Source organism: Arthrobacter sp. NPDC058130 (genome assembly GCF_042884475.1).
Classification (GTDB): domain Bacteria; phylum Actinomycetota; class Actinomycetes; order Actinomycetales; family Micrococcaceae; genus Arthrobacter.
Genome location: NZ_JBHVTV010000014.1, coordinates 65460 through 83228, shown reverse-complemented (window position 1 = coordinate 83228; position 17769 = coordinate 65460). Strand labels below are relative to the sequence as shown.

The following is a 17769-nucleotide window of genomic DNA, read 5'->3' as shown; positions in this document are numbered from 1 at the left end:
AAGGTCCTGCTCAGGCGCCGCGCCGCCAGTCGCTGGGGGATTCGCCGAAGGCATCACGGAAGGACCGGCTGAAGTGGGCGGCGTCCAGGAAGCCCCAGCGCCCGGCGACGGCCCCCACCGGCATCCCGGCCAGGAGCGGATCCCGCAGTTCGCGGCGCGCCCCTTCCAGCCGCTGGGTCCGGATCCAGCTCGCCACGGTGGTCCCGGACTCATGGAAGACGTTGTGCAGGTGCCGGGTGGAGATGAAATGGGCCGCCGCGATGGACGCGGGCGAGAGCAGCGGATCGGCCAGGTGGGCGTCGATGTACTCGCGGACAGAGGCTGCCAGGAGGGCCTGCGGCCTCATCCGGTCCGCGGACATGTCCAGCTCCGAATGCAGCATCGTGGACACGAGATCGAGGGCGTTCGTGGCCAGGCGGGACCCGCTCGGGCCGCCCAGTGCGTCCAGGTTCTCTGCAAGATGGGCGATGAAGGGGCCGACGATCGCGGCGAGGCCGCCGTCGGCAGCCATCCGCACCGCCGAGAGCTGCGCGATGCAGTCCGCCGGCAGGGACATTGCGTCCCAGGGGAACATCACCACCATGAGCCGGGCGTCCTCTTCGAAGGCCAGCGTGTAGGGGCGGCTGGTGTCGTAAATGGACAGATCGCCCGGGCGCAGGAGGGCTTCGCGGTTGTCCTGGATGAGGAGGCCGGTGCCCTGCAGTTGGAGGTTGAGCTTGAAGTAGCGCTGGTTGGACTGGGCAATCAGCGCCGGCGTGCGGTGGACCTCATGGCCGGTGGAAGAGACTTCGACGATGGCCACGCGGTCCAGCCGTCGGGCCCGCATGCGGCCACGGAAGTTGTCCGGATCGGCGGTCGAGGCGGCCAGGGGCACAAAGGACTCCGCGACCAGATGCCTCCAATGGTCGAAGGAGGCCGCCGTGCTGGTGTGGACGTCCTGTCCGGCAGGGCTGGCGAGGGGGCGGGCTGCAACTGCGGTCATCGAAGATCCTGACGCCGTCGTATCTTGGGGACTGTACCGTTTTTTGGACTGTGTCGTGGGACACAGTCCTTTCAGGGTAGCGGCGCCGCCTTCGAATGTCATCTTTTTTCGACACTCGGCGAAAAAAGATCTCCGGTCATCGGAGGTAATCGGGTGCCTTTTCCAGGCCGAAGTAATCCTCCAGGGCGGCAATGCCGGTGTCTTTCATGTCCTGGGCGACGGCCCGTCCGACATAGCGCATATGCCATGGCTCGTAGGTGTAGCCGGTAGTGGCCTCGGCGCCGGCCGGATATCGGATGATGAACCCGTACTCCCAGCCGTGCGTGGCCGCCCACTTCCCCGCCGGAGTATTTGCGAAGCAGGCCTGCAGGGCGCAGGTTCCGCTGGCATTGCCGATGTCCATGGCAAGGCCCGTCTGGTGTTCGCTGTAGCCGGGCCTGGCGGCAAGCGTGTCGGCCGTCGCCTGTCCGTATTGGCGGACGTAGCTGTCGTAAAGGCTGGCCTGCTGGCTGAACGAGCGGTAGCCACTGATCGGCAGGACATTCACGCCGGCCGACTTGGCCGCTCTGGCAAACTGCTTGTAGGCGTCCGCGGCCTGCGCGCGCAACCGTTCCCCCTGGACTGCGACCAGCGGCCCCGGCACATACCCGGTCGGGTTCAGCTGCCGGTGCTTGTTGACCACCACCTGAAGGCTGGAGGCCGTGTCGAGGTCGTAACCCACCGAGGCCACTGCCGTCACCGGCGGTGCGATCATGCCGAGCGAAAGCACCAGACCCGCCACGGCACCTGTCATCCTGCTGATTCTTCTAAGCACGGTTGCCCCCCAAGAATTGTCCGGAACAAGATGGGGGAACAGTACCCGTCTGCAGGCGCGCCGTCGAGAGGGTCGCGGTCAAGAGCCGGCCGGCCTCCGTCGGCCGCGCGCCTCAGCTTCCCAGCAGGGTCAGGAATCCCTCCAGCTGCTCGTTCAGGCCGAGCTCCACCTGGCCCTCGGGGGCCAGGGCCGCCGTGATCTGCGCGCCGAGGAGGAAGTTGAGCAGCTGCCCGGCCAGCGCGGCGTCGTCGACGGCGGTAGTCACGGTTCCGGACCGGCGCGCCTCGGCGAGGTGTTGCTGCATCGCCGCCAGCCACTGCTGCATCGAGTCCCGGTGGATCCGGGCCTTGTCGGGATCGTTGATGGCCTTCTGCCAGAACGGAATCACAATCCGGGCCTCGTTGATCCGCTCCTCATCCAGGGGCAGCACCTCGACGCAGAACGATCTCAGGGCCGCGAGCCCGGACTGCCCGGCGGTGACCTCCGCGATGCGCTCATTGGTGCGGTTGAACACGTGCCCGAACGCAAAAGTCAGCAGGTCATCCTTCGTGGGGAAGTACGGCTTGAGGGCGCCGTTCGCAAACCCGGCCTCGAGGGCAATCTCCCGCATGGTGGCACTTTCGATGCCGAGCCGGGCGATGGTCCGCCATGTCGCATCGACAAGTTCGAGCCGCCGCTGGTCGTGGTCGACAATCTTTGGCACCGGGCAGCTCCCCAATTTTCTGGCGTCGGACTCTTGTGGCACAGCTTACTTTTCCGTATTCTCTACAACTATAGAAAATAAAGTTCCGACCCGCCAGGGTCCCCGAACGAAGGCCGTCATGATGACCGCACAAACCGACATCCGCACCTCGCATAGTCCGTACAGCTTGGCCACGGGCGCCGAAATCACCGCAGTCCAAGGCATCCTGCGCACGGCGGGCCTGCTGGGCGAGACCAAGCGCATCGCGTACCTGGGACTGGTGGACCCCGCCAGGAACGCGCCGGAGGGAACCGCGGACCGCCGGTTCCGGGTCTTCGTCCACGACGTCGCCGGGGGAAGGCCTGCCGACGTGACCGTCTCGGTGTCCCGCGGCGAGGTTATTTCCGCCGTCGAACTCGACACGGCGGTGACCGGCGAGCTCCCGGTCCTGGAGGAGGAGTTCGACGTCGTCGAGCAGCTTTTGGCCACAGACGAACGGTGGCTCACGGCGCTGGCCGTCCGGGGCCTGGACGTCGGCAAAGTCCGCGTCGCTCCACTGTCCGCCGGCGTCTTTGAATACCCGGAGGAGAAGGGCCGCCGCATCCTCCGCGGGCTGGCTTTTGTCCAGGACTTCCCGGAGGACAGCGCCTGGGCGCACCCGGTCGACGGGCTGGTGGCCTACGTGGATGTCGTTGCCAAGACCGTGACGCAGGTGCTGGACACCGGCATCTTCCCAATTCCGGCCGAGCACGGCAATTACACGGACCCCGAGCTGACGGGGCCGCTGCGGACCACGCAGAAACCCATCAGCATCACCCAGCCGGACGGGCCGAGCTTCACGGTCACCGGCGGAAACCACATCGAGTGGGAAAAGTGGAGCCTGGACGTCGGCTTCGATGTCCGCGAAGGGGTGGTGCTGCACAACCTCGCGTTCCAGGACGGTGGCCGCCTGCGCCCCATCATCAACCGCGCGTCCATCGCCGAAATGGTGGTCCCGTACGGGGATCCGTCGCCGATCCGGTCCTGGCAGAACTACTTCGACACCGGCGAATACCTGGTGGGCCAGTACGCCAACTCGCTGGAACTTGGCTGCGACTGCCTCGGCGAGATCACCTACCTCAGCCCCGTCATCAGCGACGCCTTCGGCAATCCCCGGGAGATCCGCAACGGCATCTGCATGCACGAGGAGGACTGGAGCATCCTGGCCAAGCACAGCGACCTCTGGACCGGCATCAACTACACCCGCCGCAACCGCCGCCTGGTGATCTCCTTCTTCACCACCATCGGCAACTACGACTACGGCTTCTACTGGTACCTCTACCTTGACGGGACCATCGAGTTCGAAGCCAAAGCCACCGGCGTCGTCTTCACCTCCGCCTACCCGGAAGGCGGCTCGGCGAACATCTCCCAGCTCGCCCCGGGCCTCGGCGCCCCGTACCACCAGCACCTGTTCAGCGCCCGCCTGGACATGGCGATCGATGGCCTCACCAACCGGGTCGAGGAGGAAGACGTGGTCCGGCAGGCGATGGGCGCCGGCAACGAACGCGGCAACGCCTTCTCCCGGAAGCGCACGGTCATCGCCCGCGAATCCGAAGGCGTGCGCGAGGCCGATGCCCGCAGCGGCCGGACCTGGGTCATCTCCAACCCGCACTCACGGAACCGGCTCGGCGAGCCCGTGGCTTACAAGCTCCACGCCCAGGGCCAGCCCACCCTGCTGGCAGACCCGGAGTCCTCCATCGCCCGGCGTGCCGCCTTTGCCACGAAGGACCTGTGGGTGACCCGGTTCGCCGAGGACGAGCGGTACCCGACGGGCGACTTCGTGAACCAGCACGCCGGGGGAGCGGGGCTGCCGGAGTACGTGGCCAAGGACCGCGACCTGGACGGCCAGGACATCGTCGTCTGGCACACGTTCGGCCTGACCCACTTCCCGCGCCCCGAGGACTGGCCCATCATGCCGGTGGACACGGTCGGTTTCAAGCTCAGGCCGGAAGGCTTCTTTGACCGCAGCCCTGTGCTGGATGTGCCCGCCAACCCGAACAAGCAGTCCACACCTTGCCACAGCGACGCCGGCTCAGGCCACTGCGGTGGCTAGCCGGACCCGGCGATTGTGATGGTGACTCTTATGCCGGGACGGGGCCGTTCACGCGGCTCCGTCCTGCACCCCCGGACCTGCGCCGCCGTGACGGCAGCGTCGTGCCTCGCACATCTCTTTCTCGTCGCCGGGAACCAGCACGGGACCTGGCTGAACCTGCTCATGCTCGCCATGGTGGCCGTGTGCCTGCCATGTGCCGTGCACATCTGGCGCCGGCCCCGGGCCAGGGCGCTCCGGCAGGTCATGGCTTCGGCCCTGGCCATGACCGGGGTGCACGCGGTCCTGCTGTTGGGTTTCGGTGCCGGGACCTCCGGCGGCCACGGCCACCACGGTTTCGCGACCGCCGCGGCCGCCGCACCGCCGTCGGATTCCGGCGCCCTGCTGGCCATCATCGCCCTGGAACTGACCACGGCGCTCGCCGCGGCCACGCTGCTCGCCCGGCTGCGCGGTTCGCTGGCCGGGAGCCGTGAACCTGCGGGTGTGATCGGCTGACCGCCAGTTCTTGAAACTGACTCCTGTGAAGCTCAGTCGTTGAACAGCCCCGCCAGGTCCTCGGCGGTCAATGCGCCGCCGGTCAGCGCGTCGCCTTCCATGACGTCGGCGAAGAGCTGGGATTTCTTCGCCTTCAGCGCCATGACCTTTTCCTCGATCGTGTCCTTGGCGACGAGCCGGTAGACCATGACGTTCCGGGCCTGGCCGATCCGGTGGGTGCGGTCCACGGCCTGGGCCTCCGACGCCGGGTTCCACCACGGGTCCAGCAGGAACACGTAGTCGGCCTCGGTCAGGTTCAGGCCGAATCCGCCGGCCTTGAGGCTGATGAGGAACACCGGCGCGGCGCCGTTCTTGAACTCGTTCACGACGTCGGTGCGGTTGCGCGTGCCGCCGTCGAGGTAGCAGAACTCGATGCCCTCCTCCACCAGCCGTTCCCGGACCTTGCCCAGGAAGCCGGTGAACTGGCTGAAGATCAGGGCCCGGTGGCCCTCGGCCACGAGGTCCGCGAGCTGCTCGAACAGGACATCGAGCTTGCTGGAGCGCACCCCGGACAGGGAGGGGTCGATCAGCGAGGGATCCAGGCTGAGCTGCCGGAGCAGGGTCAGCGACTGGAAGATGGTGAACCGGTTCTTGTTGACGTCCTCAATGAGGCCCAGGATCTTTTGGCGCTCCCGCTGCAGGTGCGTCTGGTAGACCTTCTGGTGCCGCGGATTCAGCACCACTTCCAGGATCTGCTCCTGCTTGGGCGGCAGGTCCTTGATGACCTGCTCCTTGGTGCGCCGCATCATGAGCGGCCGGACCCGCCGCCGGAGCTTGTCCAGCTGCCCCTTGTCGCCGTTCTTCTCCACCGGCTTCTGGTAATACTCGGCGAACCGTTTGGGGCTGGAAAAGAGTCCGGGGGCCACAATCGAGGTCAGGGCCCAGAACTCCATCAGGTTGTTCTCCAGTGGAGTGCCTGTGATGGCGAGCTTGAAGGCGGCGGGCAGTTTGCGGGCGCACTGGTAGGCCTTGGACTGGTGGTTCTTGACGAACTGGGCCTCGTCCAGGACCAGACCCGCCCAGGTCCGGGAGGCGTAGGCCTCGTAGTCGATCCGGAACAGGGCATAGGAGGTGATGACGATGTCCGCGCCGGCCATCGCCTCGGCCGGGTCCGAGCCGCTCTTGGCGAAGGTTTCGCCGATGGCCCGCACGCTCAGGCCCGGCGCGAACCGTGCCGTCTCCGCCTCCCAGTTGCCCACCACGCTGGTGGGGGCGACGACCAGGAACGGCGCGGTTCGGGCGGCGGGCTCCTCCGCGGTTGAGCCAGCGGTCCGGGCAGCAGGCGGTTCGGCGGATTCTGTAACAGCCGCGGCGGCGACTTTTGCCGCGCAGATCAGCGCCAGGGCCTGCACCGTCTTGCCCAGGCCCATGTCGTCGGCCAGCACGCCGCCGAGCCCGTGCCGGTACAGGAAGCTCAGCCAGTTGAAGCCCTCCAGCTGGTACGGGCGCAGCTCGGCGTTCAGCGTCGCGGGCAGGGGGAGGCCCTTGATGCCGCCTTCCAGCAGGCCGCCCACGGATTCGCGCCAGGCGGCAGCCTGTTCGTCCACGATGCCGAGGTGCGCGAGTTCGTCCCACAGCCCGGCCTGGAAGCGGCTGATCTGCAGCGGGGCGTCCTTGTCGCCGGGGTTGTCCTGCAGGGAGCGGGCCTCATCGATCAGCGCCCGCAGCTGGTGCAGTTCGGGCAGGTCCAGGGAGAAGTACGCCCCGCTGGGCAGCAGCATCCGGGTCTGGCCGGCGGCGAGGGCGGAAAACAGGGCCGCGAAGGAGACCGGCTGGCCCTCCAGCGTGATGACGATGCCCAGGTCGAACCAGTCACGGCTGTCCGTCGCCTTCGTGGAGATCGCCACCACCGGGGCCTCCTCGGCCTCGCGGTAATCCGCAATCTCACCGGAGGTGTCCACGGAGACGTCGGGAAGGTCGCGGAGCCGGGGCAGCACGTCCTCGGTGAAGGCGAGGGTGTCCAGCCCGGCCAGTTCCGCCGTGGCGGCCAGGCGCGGGGTGCCCCAGCCGCCCGTCGCGGACTCGCCCAAGGCCGGCACCACGTCCCAGGGCTGCCCGACCCCCTCAAGGATCCGGGCCTCGGCGGGGTCGTCCCGGTAGCCGTGGTCGCCCGGATGCCGCCACAGCGGCTGGGCCGTGACGAGGTTCCCGGACGTGTAGTGCCATTCCCAGTGCAGCCGGACCCGGTGGTCCGCCCCGTAGTTGGCCAGCAGGGACAGGGTGGGGATAGCAAGCGTGGGGAGTTCCACAGATTCGTCGGAGGCCGTCACCCGGGCGGTCTGCTTGAGCTTGGGGTAGAAGCCGGTCAGGAAGCGGCTTTCGTCCCGTGCGGGGATGTGCAGGGTGGTCCCGCCGGTGACGAAGGTCAGCAGCTCCTCGCTGAGCCCGCTTTCGAGCGGGGCGAGGGTGATGACGGGGTCTGTGGGGGCGACGCCGGGCAGGGCGTCGCCGTCGGTGGCCAGGAAGATCCCATGCGCCGGGCGGCCGATGGTCCCGACCGTCGCCGGATCCACCACTTCGCCTTCGACCGTGATGGTCGGCGCGAGCGAGAGCCCGCCGTCGTCCCCGCCGGTGCCGAAGCGCGCCAGGTTCAGCCCGACGGCGGCAGGCTGCTCGACGAGCCGCACCGGCTCGGCGCCGCGGCTGTGCACCAGGGCGACGCCGATCTTCTGGGCCTGGGACAGCAGGTTCCACAGGTTCTTGCCGGCGTAGGTGTTGAGCCCCAGCCACAGTCCGGTGCCCGAGTGCTGGCGGTTCGCCACGGCGGTGTGCGAGGCGAGGAATTCCTGCATCCATTCCACGTGTGTCTCGTTGCATTCGCGCCGGTAGTTCAAGTAACTCAGGGTGCTCCAGGAGACATCGCCGCGGATCCACTTGCCCTTGGCCCCCATGATCACCGGGCGTGCCTTGAGCTGGCGGACACTCCGGAGCGGATCGCGGCGGCCCGTGTAGGAAAAGTGCGGGGCGGGTTCCTCGACGTCGAACTGCAGCGCCAGCGGGGTGCCGTTGTCGGACGGCGTGATCCCCGGGCGGGCGATCAGGGGGCTGAGTGCCTGCTCCCAGTCGGCCATTTCCGGCGGGGCGCTCTGGCGGGACAGCCGCGTGGCCTCGGCCGGGGCGAGCAGCTGCATGCGGGTCGCCGGGTTGTCTTCGGCGGCGAAGAGCAGGGCCGCCACGTGCTTGCAGTCCTTGCGGACGGGGCAGCTGCAGACGCCCACCGTGCAGCTCCAGCCGCTGGGCTTCCGGACAAGCTTCGCCGTCGTGGAGTAGGGCACCTCGGATCCGCCCCGCACCTTGCCCAGCAGCAGGCCTGTGGCGGCGTCGAAGGACATTCCGGAAACGCGGCTCCCCATGGCGTAGGCCAGTCCGGCCGCCAGGGAGCGGTCGTTGATCGCGGGAGTCTGTATTGCCAGTGCCGCACTCTCGTCCGGATGGGATGGCATGTGCGCGCTACTTTCGGCAGGTGGTCATCTGATCCATCTTACCGACGCTTCGCAGGACCCGGAACTTCGCCGGTCCCCGCGGAACCGCCGCCCAAACTTCGCCTGACGTTCAACTGGGGCTCGGTTGCCCGCCGTGAAGACCCGCCTACCGTGGTGAGGTCCGGAGTATCAGTAGTGCCAGCAGTAAGGATTCCGAATGACCAACGGCGAGCCCACCATCCAGTCCGCCCCCAGCTACCCGACAGTGCTGACCACGGAGAGCCTCAAGGGCGGAAACGAGGACGTTGTCGACGCGAACGTCAACGTGGTCAATGCCATGTTCGAGGAGTTGCTGGACGCGGACGAGATCTCCCCGACAGCCCTGCGCAGCTACTACGTGGACTTCTACCTGACGCAGGCGCTCGCCGGCGGCTTCGCGCAGTACGTCTTCACCGTCCCCGAACGCGAGGACGTGGATCCCTACGTCCGGGAAGGCCTGGCGGCCATGGGTGCCGCCGCGCACCTGGACCTCTTCAACCGCACCGTGGCCGCCTTCGGCGCCCTCACCGACACCGACGTCGACACCTACCTCGACGGCGGCAGCGGCTGGACCCTTGCAGGGGAAACAGACGGAGGCGCACCGGGGGACGGGGTCTCCGACGCTGTCCGGCGCATCGAAGAGCTGGACGGGGAATTCGAGTCGATTCTCGAAACAGAGGACATCTCGGCTTTGAACGCCGCCTGGCTACGCGGTCAGGAGGATCTTCTGGTCCTTGACGACGACGACCTCGACGCCCACATCGCAGGACGGGTGGCCAGGGTTCCGGACCTTGCGGAGCGCCAGGCGGCGGCCGCGGAGGAAGCCCTCCTGGACGCGCCGGAGTTTGAACAGATCATCCGGGAGCTGTGCGACATTGCCGGGCACACCCTGGAGCGGATCACCATGGGTGATCCCAACTATGAGCACAACGGGGAAACCACCCTGGCGTGGCACTTCACCACGGAACAGGGCGAATTCCTCATGCTGGAAGACGACGACGAGGCCTTCATGCTGAATCCCCGCACCCAGGAAATCCTCGCCGCGGTGGAGTTTGAAGAGGCATCGGAGTTTGACCCGGCCGACGCGTAGGAGGCCGACGCATAAGAGAGGCCGGCGCGTAAGCGGCCTCCCCGGGTACGGCCGGCGCCTCCCCCCAAAGAGCAGGCGCCGGCCGTACGCCGGACCCGGCAGGCCCGGCCTGGCCAGCCGGAAAGGACGGGGCCTGGCCCTCGAGCCTAGTAGCTGCTTGGTGCGGTCTTGATCATCTCGCCGGAGGGTGCCACGAGGTACCAGACCCCGCCGACGCCCTGGCCGGTGATGTCTCCCGCGGCCTGGTCCTTGGCGTAGTAGTAGATCGGCATTCCGTTAATGGTGATCTGCATCTTTCCGTCAGTCGTCTGAATGGTTCCGACCTTGCCGGTGACGCCCTCAACGGTGGGGGTCGCCGTCGTCGAGGTGACCGGAGGCCACGCCACGAGGCACTCGCCGGTGCAGGCGCTGGTCCCGGAGTCCTTCGTGTCCTTGGTGAAGTAATAGACGCTCAGTCCTTTGCCACCCACCACGATCTGGCCCGCCTTGGACTCGGCCACTGTGAGGTCCGCAGCGGACGCCGGCGCCGAACTGGATGCGGCGGACGACTCTGTTGGAGTAGACGCGGCGGAGGTAGCCGGCGCCGCCGATGTCGGCGTCGTTGTGGTCGCACCGCCACCGCAGCCGGACAGTAGAGCGGCAAGGGCGAATGCGGACAAGCCAATGCTGAGGTGCTTCTTCTTCATAGCTGCTCCTAGACTCGAGCCAGCCCAACTCGGAGGCCGGCGCTACATGATAGGACGCCGTGGAGCGCGGAATGGTTCACGCCAATGCCGTTTATGCCAGTGCCGTTTATGTAGGCAGTCCTGCGGCACACTGAACTATTGGGGCCGCCCGTACGTCATACAGGCGGAGGGGCGCAGGACAACAACTCCCGGGAGGTGCGCAATGCCGCTGGACGAAGACGTCGTGGCTGCGATTTACCGCGACCACGGGATGGCCTTGAAACGCTTCGTCCTCAGCGCCTCCCGCGATCCCCACCTCGCCGACGACGTCGTCCAGGAAACCGTGCTGCGGGTCTGGCAGCAGGCGCCGCAGATCACCGGCAGCCTGCGCAGCTACCTGTTCAGGACGGCGCGCAACATCATGATCGACAACTACCGCAAGGCCCAGCGGCGCCCGCAGGAAGCCGGCGAACGCGATGTCCCGGACGCTCCCGACAGCGTTGGCGGCGCCGGACGCATCGATGACCTGCTCAACAAGGTCCTGATGGAAGAGGCGCTGCTCCGGCTCAGCGCGGAGCACCGCGAAGTCCTCGTAGCGCTCCATTACCGCCGCTGCACAGTCCAGGAGGCATCCGCCCAATTGAAGATCCCCAGCGGCACGGTGAAGTCCCGGGCGTTTTACGCCGTTCGGGCCCTGCGGACGATCCTCGACGAAATGGGGGTGCAGAGGTGAACGAAACCGAGCTGCATCAGCTCCTCGGCGCGTATCTGCTCGGCGGACTGGAGCGGGCCGAGGCTGCAACCTTCGAACAGCACCTGGCCGTATGCGCAGACTGCCGGCAGGAGCTGGACGACCTCGCCAGCCTCCCGGCCCTGCTCGACGCAATCCCGGTGTCAGACGCCGTCGCGCTCACCGCGGCGGCTGCGGCCGCCCGGGAGCGGGCGCTTGTTCCGCCGGAACCGGTGCCCGTCCCGCGCCGGCTCCTGGATGAGGTCGCCGCCCGCCGACGGAAGGTGCGGCGGCGCTGGACGGTGGCGGTGGCCGCTGCGGCCGCCGCATGCCTGGGCGTGGGCATCATGGTCGGGCCGCTGCTGAGCCAACCCGCCAAACCGGACGCGAGCTATTCCGTGGCGGCCAGCAGCGGGCTGCAGGTCTCGGTGGGCCTGGTGAAGAAAACCTGGGGCACGGAGCTGGCGGTGGACGGGCGGAGCCTGCCCGTCGCCGGGACCCTCTCGCTGTGGGTCAAGGACCGTGACGGCGGCGAGGACCGCGCCTGCGCATGGACGGCCACACCCACCGGCAGGGTCCGGATAACGGGGGCGACGCCGGTGCAGCTGGCCAGGATCGCCAGTGTCGAGATGCGCGACGAGAAGCAGAAGACCGTGGCTGTCATCGCCGTGCCGCAGGGGTAGCGTCCTCCTCGCGGACCTACATCTTCGCGAGCTTGGCCCGTACCACCATGAAGATGCCGTAGCAGATCAAACCGACACCCACCGCGGCCAGCAGATACACGCCGAACGGCTGCTCCCGCAGGGCCTTGAGGCTGCCGTCGAGCCCGGTTGACTCTTCGGGGTGCGCCGTAACGGTGGCGATGATGACGAGCAGGCCCACCAGCAGCAGGGCGAAGCCCTTGGCGACGTAGCCCACGACGCCGACGGCTGTCACCACAGTGCGCGTCTGCTGGGACGGCACGCGCAGGTACTTGAGGAATGACTTCCTGAAGCCTCGGATCGCGTAGATGATCCCTGTGACGGCTATCGCCACGCCGATGACCACCAAGAGCGCAACACCGCCTGGCGACTTCATGAGGTTTACGGTCATATCGGAAGCTGACTCGCGGTTGTCCGAGCGGGCCCCGGTGGCGACCGACGCGAGCGTCAGGGCGAACGCGGTGTACACCACGGCCTGGAGGGCGGCCTTGAGTTTATTGCCGATCTTCTTCTTGGTCGGCAGGTGCCCGAAATCGAAAATGGCGTCGGAGGCCTGCCAGATGGCCAGTGCAACGCAGGCGGCAAACGAAGTCCAGAGCAGCAACGGCCCCGCCGGCTGCCCGGCGAGCTCTTCCACCGCGCCGCTGACATCGGCCTGGCCCTGGCCGCCCATGGCGAGCCGGATCGCGACCAGCCCGATGAGGAAGTGCAGCACCCCCGACACAGCGAACCCCGCCCGCGCTGCGATTTCGAGGGGCTTCGAATTGGTGACGTCTTCGGCGGCGTCAGCGGCGTCGTTCAATTCTCGTTTGATGGTCGTTTCCTTAGTGCTACCGAGCGTGGTTCGTTCCGTAATCGTGCCACGCGAAGCCGCGCAGCAACAGATGTCCGCGAACCGGGGGTGCCTAAATTCTGCGGTAGCTGAGGTCGAAGATCAGGCGCCCGGCTTCGTGCGCCTTGTTCTCGAAGCTCGTGCGGATCCGCCCCTCAAACCGTGGCGCCCAGCCGCCGGTCGAGTCGACGCCTTCGTTGGGTCCGGTGTGCTCGGTGCTGACCGGGGCCCTGCCCTCCTTGACGGGCGCCCCGCCCACGAGGGACTCTACGCCGGATTCCCACACCTGGGTCAGGGGGCTGTCGGCACCTGCACGCTCGCCCTCGTGCAGGTTCGCGAACGCCGCGGAGCCTGCCATGACCTCGCGGACGTGGACGGCGTAGTTGGACCAGTCAGTCGCGATCCGGAAGATGCCGCCGGGCTTGATGGCCCGGGCGGCCAGATCGGCGAACGCCGGCTGAATGAGGCGGCGCTTGTGGTGCCGGGATTTGTGCCACGGATCCGGAAAGAACACCCACAGTTCGGTGACGGAGCCGGCCGGGAGCATGGTCGCGAGCACCTCCGGGGCGTTTGCCTCCACCACCCGTACATTGCTGAGCTTGCGGCTGTTGATCTTGATCAGCGTGTTGGCCAGGCCCGGGGTGTAGACCTCCACGGCCAGGAAGTTCTTGTCCGGGTTTTGCTCCGCGGCATGGCACACGGCGTCGCCCAGCCCGGAGCCGATTTCCACAATCAGCGGCGCCGTCCGGCCGAATTCGGCTTCCGCGTCGAAGACGTAGTCCGGATGCACGGAGGTGTTGGCGACGTGGCGGGGGACCTCAACGGCCCAGCGGTCGGAGTGCTCCTCCCAGGCCGCCTGGCGGCGGCCCTGCAATCGCGTGCCGCGGCGCACGAAGCTCACCGGACGGCCCCCGTACGTGCCGAACGAGGCCTGGCTGCCGGGGGTCACGGGGCGCGGCAGTCGGGTCTCTTCCGGGGCGCCGGACTCCGGGTTTGCCGGCGTGCCGGGGGATTCTGGGGATTCGCTCATCCCTTCCAGAATAGTTGAGTTTGCAGGGCCGGAGCGCCCCGCCGCCGTCCGGCGGCGGGCCGGCGGGCGGCCGGCAGCACGAGTGACTGCGCGGGCGGCTGCAGGAAGGACTGCAAGAATGGGCGGATGAGCCCAGCAGGAAAAACTGACGAGCAGGATCATCCGGCCGGCGTCGTTCTCCGGAACCACCCCGCCGGAGCGCCGCGCGCCGCCAGCGGCCGCGCGCTCGCGTACTTGGGCGTATGCCTGGTCCTGATCGGGCTGAACCTCCGCACCGTGTTTTCGAGTTTCGCCGCGGTGCTCCCCGAGGTGACGGCCGACGCCGGGCTGCCGGCCTGGGCGGTCATGGTGCTGACCACCGTGCCCGTGACGCTGCTTGGCGTGTTCGCGCCGCTCGCCCCGGCACTGGCCCACCGGTTCGGCGCTGAGCGGGTGTTGCTGGGCGCCATGGCGGTGCTCACTGCCGGGCTGCTGCTGCGGCCCGTGGAGCTGCCGGCGGCCGGCCATCTTCCGGCCCTGCTCGCCGGAACCGCTGCGTGCGGCGCCGCGATTTCACTGTGCAACGTCCTGCTGCCCGGTGTCGTCAAGCGTGACTTCCCGCGCCGGCTGGGCCTCATGGGCGGCCTGTACACCACGGCAATCTGCGCCTCGGCCGCCCTCGGTGCGGGCTTCACGTTCCCGGTCTTCCGCGCGACAGGGCAATGGACAGCGGCCCTCTGGTTCTGGGCGCTGCCGGCCGGCGTCGTCCTTGTCCTGTTCCTGCCGGCGGCGCTCCGGTCCCGTCCCAGCGGACCGCCCCGGCCGGCCGGCGACGTCAGCGTCTGGCGCTCGGCCGTGGCCTGGCAGGTGACTGCGTTCATGGTCCTGCAGGCCATGATGTCCTTCAGCGTCTTTGCCTGGCTGGCCCCGATCCTGCGCGAACGCGGGGTGGACGGCGGCACGGCCGGCATGATCGTCTCGGCCTCGATTGTGCTGCAGATGCTGGGCTCGCTGTTCGCGCCGGCGCTGGCCACCCGGTTCCGGGACCAGCGTGCCATCAACACGGTGGTGGCCCTCATGACCGGCGGGGGCTTTGCGCTCAGCATCTTTGGGCCCCTGGACTTGATCTGGCTGTGGACCGGGCTGCTGGGCCTGGGCCAGGGGAGCTTGACCGCCGCGGCGCTGACGCTGATCATGGTCCGGACCCGCGACGGGCACACCGCGGCCCACCTCTCCGGGATGATGCAGGGCGTGGGTTACGGACTCGGCTCCAGCGGCACCCTCATGGTGGGCCAGCTGCACCAGTCCACGGGATCGTTTGCCGCGGCGGGCGTGCTGTTCCTGCTGGTGGGCTCGCTCGCCGCCGTGTTCGGGTACAGGGCCGGGCGCGACCGTTTTATCGGGTAACCTATTCGACCCGGCGGCTGACCCTCCGCCCCCCAAAACACGATGCGCTACCAGTTGTTGCTGTTCTGAGGCCTCCAGAACAGCAACAACTGATAGCGCAACCGGGCAGGCGGTCTGGGCAGGGCCGGGGCCGGGATCAGGCGGTCAGGTCCTTGCCCTTCGTTTCCGGAATGGTGAAGACGAAGACCGCGGAGATGGCCAGGAGAAGCACGGCGTACACGTTGAACAGCTGCGGCATCTGCACGGTGGTGCCGAGCCACTGCTGGAGGTAGGGCGCGGTTCCGCCGAACACCGCTACGCAGATGGAGTAGGGGACACCGACGCCCACCGTGCGGATGCTCGTCGGGAACAGCTCGGCGTAGACGGCCGGCACGATCGCGGCGCTGGCCGCGATGAAGATCAGCATGACGGACATGCTGACGGCCAGCTGCCACGCGGCGTCCTTCAGCAGCCAGGTCATCGGAAAGTGCATGACACCTGCGCCGATCGCACCGGCCCACAGCACCTTCTTGCGCCCGATCCGGTCGGACAGCTTGCCCCAGAAGGGCAGCGCCGCGATGAACACGATGTTGCCGATCACGCCCGCCCACAGGGCCTCGCCGCGGTCGATCTTCAGGGCGGTGGTGGCGTAGCTGGGGGCGACGACGCCCCAGATGTAGTAGATCACCGTCAGGCCCACGGTCAGGCCGATCACCTGGAAGGCCTGCTTGCGGTGGCGGACGATCTGCGGCCAGATCGGGGCGCGCTTCTCCGTGGCGGCCTCGCCCTCAAAGACGTCCGTTTCGTGCAGCCGGGACCGCATGATCAGCGCGTAGAGACCCATGGCCGCGCCGATCAGGAACGGGATGCGCCAGCCCCACGCGTTCATGACCTCCGTGCTCAGCGCCATGTTCAGGACAGCGCCCAGCAGGGTCCCGAACAGGATTCCCACAGTGCCGGAGGTGTATATCAGGGTGGCCCAGAAGCCGCGGTGTTCCTTTGGCGCCATTTCGGACAGGTACGTCTGCGACGACGGCAGCTCGCCGCCGTGCGCCAGGCCCTGGACCAGGCGCGCCACCAGGAGCGTGAGCGACGCCCATACGCCCACCGCCGCGAAGGTCGGCGCGATGCCGATCATCAGGCTGCCCACCGACGCGAGCCCCACGGCCAGGGTCATGGAGGCCTTGCGGCCGATCCGGTCACCGATCCACCCGAACAGGAAGCCCCCGAAAGGGCGGGCAACGAAGCCGACGGCGAAAATCGCCAGCGTGGACAGCACCGCGGACGCAGGATCCGACTTGCTGAAGAGCTGGCTGGCGATGAACGGCGTGAACGTGGCGTAGATGGCCCAGTCGTACCATTCGACGGCGTTGCCGATGCCCGTGCCGATGATCGTCTTGCGGGTGGATGTCCGGGTCGCCAGCGGGGTGCTTGCGGTTGCAGTCATGGTCTTCTCCCTCGGGGGGTGGGCTAGGAAAGGGTGGAGGCGGCGGTGGCCGCGGGAACGTCCGCTGCCGCCAGCGCGGCCAGCCTCGAAATGGCCAGTTCCGCGTAGAGCGCGGCGCCGTCGGCCAGCACGCCGTCGTCGAACGTGGCGTACGGGGAGTGGTTGAACGCGGACGTGGCATGGTCCGCGCCGCGGGGGACGGCGCTCAGCCCGATGAACGTGCCGGGGACCTTGGCCAGAACCCTCGAGAAATCCTCGGAGCCACTGAGCGGGGTGGCCCAGCGGGAGAGCCGGGAATCGCCGAACAGGCCTTCAATGACGTTCTCCGCGGTATTCGTTTCGTCCTCGTCCGTGATGGTGAGCGGATACTCCTGCTGGTAGTCGACGTCGACGTCGAGGCCGTGCGCCGCCGCGATTCCCTTCAGCAGGCGCGGCACGGCGTCCATCATTTTCTGCCGGGATTCCTCCGAGAAGGTCCTGATGGTGGCCTCGATGCGTGCGGTTTCCGGGATGATGTTGCGCTTGGTACCGGCCTGGAGGACCCCCACGGAGAGGACTACGGGATCGAACATGTTGAACTGCCGGGTGACCATGACCTGCAGGGCGGTGACCATTTCGGCGGCCACCGTCACCGGGTCCTTGGCCGAATGCGGGGCCGAACCGTGGCCGCCGGCACCAAGCACGGTGACCATGAGACCGTCGGAGGAGCTGAGCATAACGCCGGGCTTGGTGCAGAACGTGCCGTGCGGTTCCAGGGCGGAAAAGACGTGCATGCCGTACGCGGCGTCCACGCGCCGGCCGGCGGCATCCAGCACGCCCTCGCGGATCATGTGGCTGGCACCGTCGAAGCCTTCCTCGCCGGGCTGGAACATCAGGACGACGTCGCCGGCCAGGTTATGCCGGCGTTCGGCCAGGAGGGTGGCGGCTCCCGCCAGCATGGACGTGTGGAGGTCGTGGCCGCAGGCGTGCATGGCACCGTCGATCCTGGACGTGTAGTCCACGCCTGTCTTCTCCTGCACCGGCAGGCCGTCCATGTCCGCGCGCAGGAGCACGGCCGGGCGGGAGTCCGCGCCGGCCCCGGACGCCTGGCCGCGCAATACCGCGGTGACCGACGTCGTGTCCCGGCCCAGGGTGATCTCATAGGGCAGCCCGTCCAGTGCTTTGAGCACCTTCTCCTGGGTGCGGGGCAGGGTCAGGCCGATCTCGGGCTCCCGATGCAATTCATGGCGGAACCGGGCGAGGTCCGCCTGCATTTCCCGGGCGTCTGCGGTGATCGGCACGTGTTGCTCCTCGTTTGTCGCTTGGTTGGTGATGCGGCCTGGCTGTGTGGCCTGCTTCGGTCCGGTG

The 17769-nt window shown here is 67.9% G+C and carries 15 protein-coding genes; 6 read left to right on the top strand and 9 right to left on the bottom strand.

What is annotated here, in order from left to right; translation table 11 throughout:
* Positions 1 to 10: 10 nt before the first annotated feature.
* From ACFVTM_RS19605 to ACFVTM_RS19595, 3 genes are all read right to left on the bottom strand, one after another.
* Positions 11 to 982: a helix-turn-helix domain-containing protein gene (locus ACFVTM_RS19605; RefSeq protein WP_390205634.1), complete on the bottom strand. Its 972-nt coding sequence runs from the start codon at positions 980 to 982 to the stop codon at positions 11 to 13.
* A gap of 136 nt (positions 983 to 1118) precedes the next feature.
* Complete coding sequence (locus ACFVTM_RS19600; protein WP_390205632.1) at positions 1119 to 1775, bottom strand: D-alanyl-D-alanine carboxypeptidase family protein; 657 nt, start codon at positions 1773 to 1775, stop codon at positions 1119 to 1121.
* A gap of 133 nt (positions 1776 to 1908) precedes the next feature.
* A complete protein-coding gene (locus ACFVTM_RS19595; protein ID WP_390205631.1) occupies positions 1909 to 2499 on the bottom strand; it encodes a TetR/AcrR family transcriptional regulator in 591 nt (196 codons plus the stop codon).
* 121 nt (positions 2500 to 2620) lie between these two features.
* Between ACFVTM_RS19595 and ACFVTM_RS19590 the strand changes: the two genes are divergently transcribed.
* The gene (locus ACFVTM_RS19590; RefSeq protein ID WP_390205709.1) at positions 2621 to 4570 is read left to right on the top strand and encodes a primary-amine oxidase; all 1950 of its coding nucleotides are present in this window, start codon (positions 2621 to 2623) and stop codon (positions 4568 to 4570) included.
* 18 nt (positions 4571 to 4588) lie between these two features.
* The gene (locus ACFVTM_RS19585) at positions 4589 to 5062 is read left to right on the top strand and encodes a hypothetical protein (protein WP_390205630.1); all 474 of its coding nucleotides are present in this window, start codon (positions 4589 to 4591) and stop codon (positions 5060 to 5062) included.
* Between the two features lie 32 nt (positions 5063 to 5094).
* On the opposite strand, the gene ACFVTM_RS19580 is transcribed toward ACFVTM_RS19585, so the two are convergent.
* Positions 5095 to 8544: an SNF2-related protein gene (locus ACFVTM_RS19580; RefSeq protein WP_390205629.1), complete on the bottom strand. Its 3450-nt coding sequence runs from the start codon at positions 8542 to 8544 to the stop codon at positions 5095 to 5097.
* A gap of 196 nt (positions 8545 to 8740) precedes the next feature.
* On the opposite strand from ACFVTM_RS19580, the gene ACFVTM_RS19575 reads away from it, so the two are divergent.
* Positions 8741 to 9652: a hypothetical protein gene (locus tag ACFVTM_RS19575; protein WP_390205627.1), complete on the top strand. Its 912-nt coding sequence runs from the start codon at positions 8741 to 8743 to the stop codon at positions 9650 to 9652.
* Positions 9653 to 9798: 146 nt separating this feature from the next.
* Here ACFVTM_RS19575 and ACFVTM_RS19570 read toward each other — a convergent pair whose 3' ends face one another.
* Entirely contained in the window at positions 9799 to 10338 is a 540-nt protein-coding gene (locus ACFVTM_RS19570) for a hypothetical protein (RefSeq protein ID WP_390205626.1), read from the bottom strand.
* A 202-nt stretch (positions 10339 to 10540) separates the two neighbouring features.
* On the opposite strand from ACFVTM_RS19570, the gene ACFVTM_RS19565 reads away from it, so the two are divergent.
* Complete coding sequence (locus ACFVTM_RS19565) at positions 10541 to 11050, top strand: sigma-70 family RNA polymerase sigma factor (protein ID WP_390205624.1); 510 nt, start codon at positions 10541 to 10543, stop codon at positions 11048 to 11050.
* Entirely contained in the window at positions 11047 to 11730 is a 684-nt protein-coding gene (locus tag ACFVTM_RS19560) for a zf-HC2 domain-containing protein (protein ID WP_390205623.1), read from the top strand. Before ACFVTM_RS19565 ends, ACFVTM_RS19560 begins: the two co-directional genes overlap by 4 nt.
* A 16-nt stretch (positions 11731 to 11746) precedes the next feature.
* Here the strand turns inward: ACFVTM_RS19560 and ACFVTM_RS19555 are convergent, their stop codons facing one another.
* Both ACFVTM_RS19555 and trmB read right to left on the bottom strand, forming a co-directional pair.
* Positions 11747 to 12550 carry a DUF1206 domain-containing protein gene (locus tag ACFVTM_RS19555; RefSeq protein ID WP_390205622.1) on the bottom strand — a complete coding sequence of 268 codons (804 nt, stop codon included), beginning with the start codon at positions 12548 to 12550 and terminating at the stop codon, positions 11747 to 11749.
* 103 nt (positions 12551 to 12653) lie between these two features.
* Complete coding sequence (gene trmB / locus ACFVTM_RS19550) at positions 12654 to 13610, bottom strand: tRNA (guanosine(46)-N7)-methyltransferase TrmB (RefSeq protein ID WP_390205621.1); 957 nt, start codon at positions 13608 to 13610, stop codon at positions 12654 to 12656.
* A gap of 126 nt (positions 13611 to 13736) precedes the next feature.
* On the opposite strand from trmB, the gene ACFVTM_RS19545 reads away from it, so the two are divergent.
* Positions 13737 to 14996, top strand: coding sequence for an MFS transporter (locus ACFVTM_RS19545; RefSeq protein ID WP_390205620.1), 1260 nt, complete (start codon positions 13737 to 13739; stop codon positions 14994 to 14996).
* Positions 14997 to 15132: 136 nt separating this feature from the next.
* On the opposite strand, the gene ACFVTM_RS19540 is transcribed toward ACFVTM_RS19545, so the two are convergent.
* Together ACFVTM_RS19540 and ACFVTM_RS19535 are read right to left on the bottom strand one after the other, a co-directional pair.
* Complete coding sequence (locus ACFVTM_RS19540) at positions 15133 to 16422, bottom strand: MFS transporter (protein ID WP_390205619.1); 1290 nt, start codon at positions 16420 to 16422, stop codon at positions 15133 to 15135.
* Positions 16423 to 16445: 23 nt separating this feature from the next.
* The gene (locus tag ACFVTM_RS19535; RefSeq protein WP_390205618.1) at positions 16446 to 17702 is read right to left on the bottom strand and encodes a M20 family metallopeptidase; all 1257 of its coding nucleotides are present in this window, start codon (positions 17700 to 17702) and stop codon (positions 16446 to 16448) included.
* Between the last annotated feature and the right edge of the window lie 67 nt (positions 17703 to 17769).

What these genes read in the sequence shown, in the direction of transcription:
- ACFVTM_RS19590 (WP_390205709.1), top strand. Translation starts at nt 2,621, where the DNA reads ATGACCGCACAAACCGACATCCGCACCTCGCATAGTCCGTACAGCTTG.
- ACFVTM_RS19570 (WP_390205626.1), bottom strand. Translation starts at nt 10,338, where the DNA reads ATGAAGAAGAAGCACCTCAGCATTGGCTTGTCCGCATTCGCCCTTGCC.
- ACFVTM_RS19540 (WP_390205619.1), bottom strand. Translation starts at nt 16,422, where the DNA reads ATGACTGCAACCGCAAGCACCCCGCTGGCGACCCGGACATCCACCCGC.
- ACFVTM_RS19545 (WP_390205620.1), top strand. Translation starts at nt 13,737, where the DNA reads ATGAGCCCAGCAGGAAAAACTGACGAGCAGGATCATCCGGCCGGCGTC.
- trmB (WP_390205621.1), bottom strand. Translation starts at nt 13,610, where the DNA reads ATGAGCGAATCCCCAGAATCCCCCGGCACGCCGGCAAACCCGGAGTCC.
- ACFVTM_RS19565 (WP_390205624.1), top strand. Translation starts at nt 10,541, where the DNA reads ATGCCGCTGGACGAAGACGTCGTGGCTGCGATTTACCGCGACCACGGG.
- ACFVTM_RS19580 (WP_390205629.1), bottom strand. Translation starts at nt 8,544, where the DNA reads ATGCCATCCCATCCGGACGAGAGTGCGGCACTGGCAATACAGACTCCC.
- ACFVTM_RS19575 (WP_390205627.1), top strand. Translation starts at nt 8,741, where the DNA reads ATGACCAACGGCGAGCCCACCATCCAGTCCGCCCCCAGCTACCCGACA.
- ACFVTM_RS19585 (WP_390205630.1), top strand. Translation starts at nt 4,589, where the DNA reads ATGGTGACTCTTATGCCGGGACGGGGCCGTTCACGCGGCTCCGTCCTG.
- ACFVTM_RS19605 (WP_390205634.1), bottom strand. Translation starts at nt 982, where the DNA reads ATGACCGCAGTTGCAGCCCGCCCCCTCGCCAGCCCTGCCGGACAGGAC.
- ACFVTM_RS19600 (WP_390205632.1), bottom strand. Translation starts at nt 1,775, where the DNA reads ATGACAGGTGCCGTGGCGGGTCTGGTGCTTTCGCTCGGCATGATCGCA.